The 7,421-nt window shown below is 65.4% G+C and carries 8 protein-coding genes and 1 pseudogene; 3 read left to right on the top strand and 6 right to left on the bottom strand.

The window, feature by feature from the left end; all coding sequences use genetic code 11:
• Positions 1 to 419, top strand: a 419-nt coding sequence (locus ACIRA7_RS13535; RefSeq protein WP_396221378.1) for a hypothetical protein, incomplete at its 5' end; no start/stop codon positions are given.
• Positions 420 to 589: 170 nt separating this feature from the next.
• Entirely contained in the window at positions 590 to 1,324 is a 735-nt protein-coding gene (locus ACIRA7_RS13530) for an alpha/beta hydrolase (protein ID WP_396221377.1), read from the top strand.
• A gap of 15 nt (positions 1,325 to 1,339) precedes the next feature.
• Here the strand turns inward: ACIRA7_RS13530 and ACIRA7_RS13525 are convergent, their stop codons facing one another.
• Positions 1,340 to 1,864 carry a DinB family protein gene (locus ACIRA7_RS13525; RefSeq protein ID WP_396221376.1) on the bottom strand — a complete coding sequence of 175 codons (525 nt, stop codon included), beginning with the start codon at positions 1,862 to 1,864 and terminating at the stop codon, positions 1,340 to 1,342.
• Between the two features lie 96 nt (positions 1,865 to 1,960).
• On the opposite strand from ACIRA7_RS13525, the gene ACIRA7_RS13520 reads away from it, so the two are divergent.
• Positions 1,961 to 3,934, top strand: a complete 1,974-nt coding sequence (locus tag ACIRA7_RS13520; protein WP_396221375.1) for a serine hydrolase domain-containing protein — start codon at positions 1,961 to 1,963, stop codon at positions 3,932 to 3,934.
• A gap of 12 nt (positions 3,935 to 3,946) precedes the next feature.
• On the opposite strand, the gene ACIRA7_RS13515 is transcribed toward ACIRA7_RS13520, so the two are convergent.
• The 5 genes and pseudogenes from ACIRA7_RS13515 to ACIRA7_RS13495 form a co-directional block, all read right to left on the bottom strand.
• Complete coding sequence (locus ACIRA7_RS13515) at positions 3,947 to 4,372, bottom strand: DUF1801 domain-containing protein (protein ID WP_396221373.1); 426 nt, start codon at positions 4,370 to 4,372, stop codon at positions 3,947 to 3,949.
• 12 nt (positions 4,373 to 4,384) lie between these two features.
• Positions 4,385 to 5,227, bottom strand: coding sequence for an alpha/beta fold hydrolase (locus tag ACIRA7_RS13510; protein WP_396221372.1), 843 nt, complete (start codon positions 5,225 to 5,227; stop codon positions 4,385 to 4,387).
• A 1-nt stretch (position 5,228) separates the two neighbouring features.
• Positions 5,229 to 5,669, bottom strand: coding sequence for a protoporphyrinogen oxidase HemJ (hemJ, locus tag ACIRA7_RS13505; protein ID WP_396221371.1), 441 nt, complete (start codon positions 5,667 to 5,669; stop codon positions 5,229 to 5,231).
• Positions 5,670 to 5,689: 20 nt separating this feature from the next.
• Positions 5,690 to 7,021, bottom strand: coding sequence for an aspartate aminotransferase family protein (locus ACIRA7_RS13500; protein ID WP_396221370.1), 1,332 nt, complete (start codon positions 7,019 to 7,021; stop codon positions 5,690 to 5,692).
• A gap of 46 nt (positions 7,022 to 7,067) precedes the next feature.
• Positions 7,068 to 7,421, bottom strand: a pseudogene (locus tag ACIRA7_RS13495) (MBL fold metallo-hydrolase); the annotation flags it as partial.

Here is a 7,421-nt window from a genome sequence, read left to right as displayed (position 1 = left end):
TGGCGCCGCGTCGTCATCGCAATGTGTCGCCATCGCGGCTGATCGCGCTGGAGTTCAGCGGCAAGCGCGTGAAGGGATCGATCGGGCCGGTCGATGTGCCGTCGCTGCCGATCGACACCACGCTGGCAATCGCGCCGTTCGATTCGGGCAACTGGGATCTGATCGTGCGCTCGTTGCCGCTCGAGAAAGGGTACGCGGCCCGCTTTCGCGTGTATGACACCGATAGTGGCTTGCGCGAGTATCGCATTGACGTCACCGGCAGTGCGACCGTGCTCGGTGAAGAGGCGCACGTGGTGATTTTTACGTTGGCTCCCAAGCGCGAATCGGTGGTGTGGATCGGCAAGGCCTCACGACGATTGCTGCAAGTGGAGACGCTGATCGATGCGAATACGATGCTGCGCCAGCAGCGTCAGCCGTAGTGCGCACGTTCATGTCCGAAGGCGGCTGGCAGTCTTGATGGGGTCACCTCGGTGAAGAGCACCACCCAGTTCGTGCCGAAGTGTTTCGCGCGGGATGGACAGCGCTGACTGGAGCGCAAAAAACGTTGGATGCCAACACGGCGCGGGCGAGTGACTAGAATTCAGGGACGATGACTGAATTCCAAGACGCCACTCGTGACGCCGTTTCGGCGATCACCATGCACAAGATTGCCGTGGAGCGCACGGCCCGGTACGCCACCGTTGGAGCCGAGCCGGCCGATACCACCACGCTGTGGGTGGTCTTTCACGGCTATGGCCAGCTGGCCAGCGAGTTCTTGACCACGTTCGCCCGGCAGGTGCCCAACGGGACGCGCATCATCGCCCCCGAGGGGCTGTCGCGCTTCTACCTCGAGCTGCCGCGAGCGGATGGCAAGCATCTGGCGCGGACCGGGGCCACGTGGCTCACGCGTGACGACCGCGAGGACGACTTGCGCGATGCGCTCGGCATGTTGCACGCGGTCGTTGGTCAGGAGGTCGACGCGGTGCTCGAGGCGCGTGGGGACGTGCCGGCGATCAAGGTGCTCGGGTTCTCGCAGGGCGTCGCCATGAGCATGCGGTGGGTGGCCGATGTGGCCGACCGTGGCGTGCCGGAAGAGGGGGCCGACGTGGCCACGCACGTGCTGTGGGCGGGCGGCCTCGCGCATGATGTGTCGGATGACGCCATGCGTGCGGCGTGGACCGGCACCACCGTGCAAGTGGTAGTGGGTGACAAGGACAAGTTCGCTACCGATTCCTTCCGACGGAGCCTGCGCAAGCGCATCGACGCGATGGGCATTGCGGTTGAGGAATTGACGTTCGGTGGCGGGCACCGGCTCGACGACGACGTGCTGCGTAAGCTGCTGTAGTCCGGCGGTCGGCGGTCAGCGATCGAGAATCGGCAGGTACTCGCGCCACGGTCCGACCGCGGTGCGATACTGCCGGGCCATGACCCGCGCGATCTGCGCGATGTGTCCGAGATCATGCGCCACCCACGTGGCGAGCAGCTCGCGCAGGGTGACCACGCCGAACGCGGGGTGCTCACCCTCGAGCGCCAACTGGGCCTCGGAGAGCTGCCAAGCGTGCAGCGTGGCCAGACTGGCCTCGCGCTGTGCGGTGAATGCCCGCAGCAGCTCGCCCAGCGAGCGACCCTGACTCGCTTCGAATTGCGCGAACCGGTCGAATGGCGTGAATCGCCGGTGGTCGCCCTGCGCGAGAATCAGCTGCGCGCGCGGAATCCAGTCGGTGCGCTCGCCGTGCAGCAGGTGCCCCACGATATCATACGCGCTCCACGTGTCGGGACCTTCCGTGGTCGTTGTCCACGACGTGTCGAGCCCATCGAGTAAGGCGTGCAGCGCAGACGGCGTACGGGCCAGGATGGCGCTGCCGTGCGCGAGATCGAAGTCCATGGTGTTTCTCGGAGAGAGAGCCGACGGCGATAACGCGGTCGTGGAGCACGTCGTATTATTGGGGCCGAACGATACCCCTTGTCCCGAGGCATCTCCATGCATCGTGTAGCCCTGATCGGTGCGCTGCTCTGCGGCGCGACCGATCTCGTTGCCCAGCCCATCACGCTGAGTGTTGGCCGTCCCGTCCGCGCCACGCTCGCCCGCGGGGACACCGCGCGATACCGGTTCGACGCCGACTCCAATGTCATCGCGCGCGTGGCCGTTGACCAGATCAGCGCGAACACCCTGGTCCGTATCCTCTCGCCGCGCGGTCGGGTGTTGCGTACGGTGAATGCGACGCCGCGCGGGCTCGAGCGACTGCACGTCGAGATCGGCGAGCAAGGGATACAACAGATCGAGGTGATCCCGGTGGATTCCGCCGTCGGCGACTTCTCGATCACGTTGGTGGCGCGAGAGGTGCTGTCGAAAGACCCTCGCACCTTCGCCGCGCAGCTGCTCGCCCCGTACGATCGCACCGACGGTCCCGGTGCCGCGGTCGCCGTCTGGCGCGGCGGTCGGACGCTGTTCGCGAAAGGCTACGGCATGGCGAACCTTGCGTACACCGTGCCCTTCACCGCGACCACGCCAACGAATATCGGATCCACGTCGAAGCAGTTCACCGCATTCGCGGTCATGCTGTTGGTGGAGCAGGGGAAGCTGCGTCTCGATGATGACGTACGAAAGCACATACCCGAACTGCCGGATCTTGGCCGCACGGTCACGGTGCGGAATCTGCTCACGCATACCAGTGGCTATCGCGAGTTGTACAACGGACTCTCGCTGGCCGGGCGCCGATTCGACGAGGGCGATCACGTGGACCGATCGGAAGTCATCAGCATCGTGCAGCATCAGCCGGCCTTGCAGAACGCACCGGGCGCGGAGTTCAACTACAACAACACCGGCTTTGCGCTCACCGCCTTGATCGTGGAGCGCGTGTCGGGGATGACGTTCCCCGAGTTCATGCAGCGCGAGGTGTTCGGACCGATCGGCATGACCCACACGATGGTGCGCAGCGATCGACACGGCACCGTGCCGGGTGCCACCGAGGGATATACGCGCGGGGCGAACGGGGAATGGCGCACGCTCGGTGATCTCCCGGCCTCGATGGGTGCCGGCGCCATCTACACCACGCTGGGCGATCTGCAGCGGTGGGTGGAGAACTATGCGCATCCGCGCGTCGGCACCGCGGCCAGCATCGCGCAGATGATGACGCCATTCACGCTGACCGACGGCAAGAGCACCGGCTACGGCATGGGCCTCTTCGTCGACACGCAGGGACCGCTCAAGCGCATCCAGCATGGCGGCGCCGATGTGGCGCACCGTTCCATGCTGGCGTACTACCCCGGAATCGAGGCTGGCGTGACGGTGCAGAGCAATGATGCCGGATTTGATTCCCAGATGGCGTTTCGCATCGCGCAGGCCTTCTTTGCCGAGCTCACACCGGCGCCGAAGCCGAAGGTAGCCGGTACGGCGGCCGCGTTCGATCCGGCGCGCTTCGATGAATTCGTCGGCCGCTATGCGCTCGATGCCGCGCCGCAGTTCGTGATGAGCTTCACCCGGTCGGCGGATTCGCTGTTCACGCAGGCCACCGGTCAGAGTCGGCTGCAGCTCACGGCCACCTCAGACTCGACGTTCGCGATCCGCGGAGTCGAGGCGTCGGTGACGTTTCTCCGCGATGCGCAGCGCAAGGTGGTCGGACTCACGCTGAATCAGAATGGCGTGCAGCGTGCGACGCGACTGGCTGGTGATGCGCCCAAAGCCTGGGCGCCCACGGCGGTGGAGTTGAACGCTTTCGCCGGACGCTTCTTCAGCGAGGAATTGGAGGCCTACTACACCATCAGCGTCAAGGATGGCGTGCTGATCGTGGAGAACCGTCGTTCCAACGCGGTGAAGATGGCCCCAGGCGCGAAAGACACGTTCGTGATCGATGCGACGACGCTCATCTTCGAACGCGATCGCAATGGACAGGTGATCGGGTTCTACGCGGGGAACACGCGCACGCGCGACGTACGATTTGCGCGCGTGCGCTAGGTCTCGCGAGGCTTACGACGGGTACCGCGCTCGCGTCTCGGCGATCGAGCGCGCCATCAACTGCTCGAGGACCGGCACCTGCACATCGGAGAGCCGTCGGATATAAAGACACGCCTTGCCGATCTTGTGCCGACCGAGCTGCGCGAGCAGCGCTCGCGTCTCGTCGGTTTCGTACCCGGCGAGCAGATACACGCTGATATCCCCTTGCCGCGACGAATAGCCGATGAGGCATGAGTCGCCCTCATGGCCGCTGGCGTACTTGTAGTGATACTGCCCGAAGCCGACGATGCTGGTGCCCCACATCGTTGGTGGGTGGCCCGTCAGTCGTTGCATCATCTCGGTGAGTACACGGCAATCCTCGCGCCGCACGTCATCGGCGATCGCGGCGAGGTAGCTCTCGACACTCACAGCGGTGGGCTTCGTCTTCGCTTCGTACATGGTGCGCTCCGGTCAGAGGTCAGCCGTCTCGAGTCGCCGCGTATCAAACCGCGCGACCCACGCGTCGATGGCTGCCGTCACGTGACCGGGCTGCTCGATGCTACTGGAATGTCCGGCGTGTGGAATGCGCACCAGCGTTGACCCGCGTATAGCTGCATGAATACGCTCCGCCTTCAGCGGCACCGTCGCGACATCTTCATCGCCCACCATGATCATCGTGGGCGCCGTGATGTGACCGAGCTCCGACAGGACGGGCTCCCGCTCGATCACACCATTCACCGCGCGCCAGATGTCGCGGCGGTTTCGCGCTAATCGCTCGCGCCATGCATCCCGCTCGACGGCGCGTGCGGGATCCGTGAGAAACGTGGTGCCGAACATGATCGGCATGACCTTGCTCGCGACCATGCGCAGGCCGAACCACTTCGCCACCCGATTGAGCGTGCGATACTTGGGCACATTCTCTGCCGGTTCGGCCTCGGCACTTGTTTCCAGCAGTACGCACGACTGTACGAGATCGGGACGACGCGCGGCAAGGCGCATGGCGACGAACCCGCCCATCGACAGGCCAACGATGTGCACTGGCGCCACGCCGAGCCGTTCGATGAGGGCGACGGCATCGGCGTAACACTCCTCGATACTGATGGAGCGCACGTTCGGCACGTCGCTTTGGCCCTGACCGCGATGATCCCACGCGATACAACGATATCGCGAGCGCAACGCGGCCACCTGCGCATCCCACATGCGCGTGCTCCAGAGCAGACCATGCGAGAAGAGCACGGGCGGTCCACTGCCGCCGGTGTCTTCCACCCACAAGCGTACGCCATTGATCGTGACGTACTGCCCGGTGGTGTTCACTTCACGCGCCCGGTCGCACGATCACGCCGATCACGATGATGAGCAGCAGGATCGTGGGGACTTCATTGATCCATCGGCAGGCGGTTTCGCTGAGCACGTACTCGCCCTGCAGAAACTTCTTGCGCGTCCACGAGGCGAGGCCGTGATAGCCAAGCAGGAGCAACACGGCGCCGAGTTTGGCGTGCATCCACGGCATTTTCAGCAGCGCGGGATTCATCACCAGCATGGCCGTGCCGGCACCGAGGGCCACGACCATGGCCGGCGTCATGATGGCGCGCAGCAGGCGCCGCTCCATGACTTCGAGCGTGGCCGTCACCGCGGGCTCGCTGCGCTTCTGCACGTGGTACACGTACAGGCGGAAGATGTAGAACAGCCCGGCGTACCAGGCGATCACGGCGATGACGTGTAACGCCTTGACCCAGAGATAGCTGGTGCCGTTCACGAGTTCCGGTATCCGTAACGTTAGGTGATGGCAAGCAGGGCCTGGCGGACCTTACCGACCAGCTCGTGGATCTGCTCGACGCTGATGGTGAGCGGCGGCGACAGAGCAATGATATCGCCGGTCACGCGAATCAGCGCGTCCTGCTCGTGGAAGCAGTTCACGAAGGCGTCGTAGGCGCGGGCTCCCGGCAAACCGGCACGCGGTTCGAGCTCGATGCCGGCTACCAGACCGAGGTTACGCACGTCGATCACGTACGGCGCATCACGCAGCGCGTGCACGGCCGTCTCCCATTCCGGGGCGAGGGTGCGGGCCCGCTCGAACAGCCCCTCCTGCTCGTACAGGTCCAGGGTGGCCATGCCTGCCGCGGCGGCCAGCGGGTGTCCGCTGTACGTGTAGCCGTGAAAGAACTCGATGCCGCGCTCGGAGGCGTTGACGACGGTGTCGTAGAGCGCGCCCTGCACTGCCGTGGCTCCCATCGGCACGGCGGCATTCGTGAGCCCCTTGGCCATGGCCATGATGTCCGGGGTCACGCCGAAATGCTGCGCGGCGAATGGGGCGCCGAGCCGTCCGAATCCGCTGATCACTTCGTCGAAGATCAGCAGGATGCCGTGCGCCGTGCACAGCGCCCGCAGCCGTTCCAGGTAGCCGACCGGCGGCACGAGCACGCCGGTGGATCCGGCCAGCGGTTCGACGACCACGGCGGCGATGCTGCCGGCGCCGTGGGTGGCCACCATGGTTTCGAGCGCGTCGGCGAGGTGCGCGCCCCACAGCGGCTGTCCTTTCGAGAAGGCGTTGTGCGCGAGGTCGTGCGTATGCGGCAGATGATCGACGTGCGGCATGAGCTGCGCCGCGAACGTTTTGCGATTCATCTCGATGCCGCCGACGGAGATGCCACCCCAACCCACGCCGTGATAGCCGCGTGTGCGCCCGATGAACATGCGCCGCTCCGGTTCGCCGCGGGCCTGATGGTAGGCCAGGGCGATCTTGAGGGCACTGTCTATCGCTTCGCTCCCCGAGTTGGAGAAGAACACCTTGTTCATGCCGGTCGGGAGCAGCTTCACGAGCTTGTCGGCCAGCGCGAACGACAGCGGATGGCCCATCTGAAAGCTTGGTGCGAAATCCAGCGTCGAGGCGGTGCGTACGATGGCCTCCACGATCGAGGGCCGGCAGTGGCCGGCATTCACGCACCAGAGCCCGGCCGTTCCGTCGAGAATCTCGCGCCCGTCATCGGACTGATAGTGCATGTCCTTGGCGCTGACGAGCAGGCGCGGTCGCGCCTTGAACGCCTTGTTGGCCGTGAAGGGCATCCACAGCGTATCGAGGGTCGGGGAGGGCGTGGTCGGAACGGTCATCTCAGAACTCGTGTGGTGATGAAGGCGCGTGGTTACCGCGTTGCGGTTACCGCGGATACGCGGTGGACTGCCCGGTGCGGCCGTTGGTGACGGTGAAGCTGCCGTCGGGGCGGGCGGACACCTTGATCCACGCGCTGGTGCTCTCGTCGAGATTGGCGATGCGGGCGTCGGGGACGTTCTCGACGCCGGGGTTGCCAGTGCGGTGCAGCTGCCAGCCGTCGAGGGTGGGCATCGCGCGGAGGGTGGCGAAGGTGCGCGCCTGCGCGCCCTTGCGTGGGCCGTTGTTGAAGATGGCCACGCGGGGCTTCACGGCGGCGAACAGCGACGGATCCGCGCCATCGTTGCCACCATGGTGGGCGATGAGGTACAGGTCCGCCGTGCCGATCAGATTGGTGGGGCA

Source organism: Gemmatimonas sp., from assembly GCF_044376735.1.
Taxonomy (GTDB): domain Bacteria; phylum Gemmatimonadota; class Gemmatimonadetes; order Gemmatimonadales; family Gemmatimonadaceae; genus Gemmatimonas.
The sequence above is the reverse complement of the archived record's forward strand: the minus strand, read 5'-3'. Positions and strand labels throughout refer to the sequence as shown.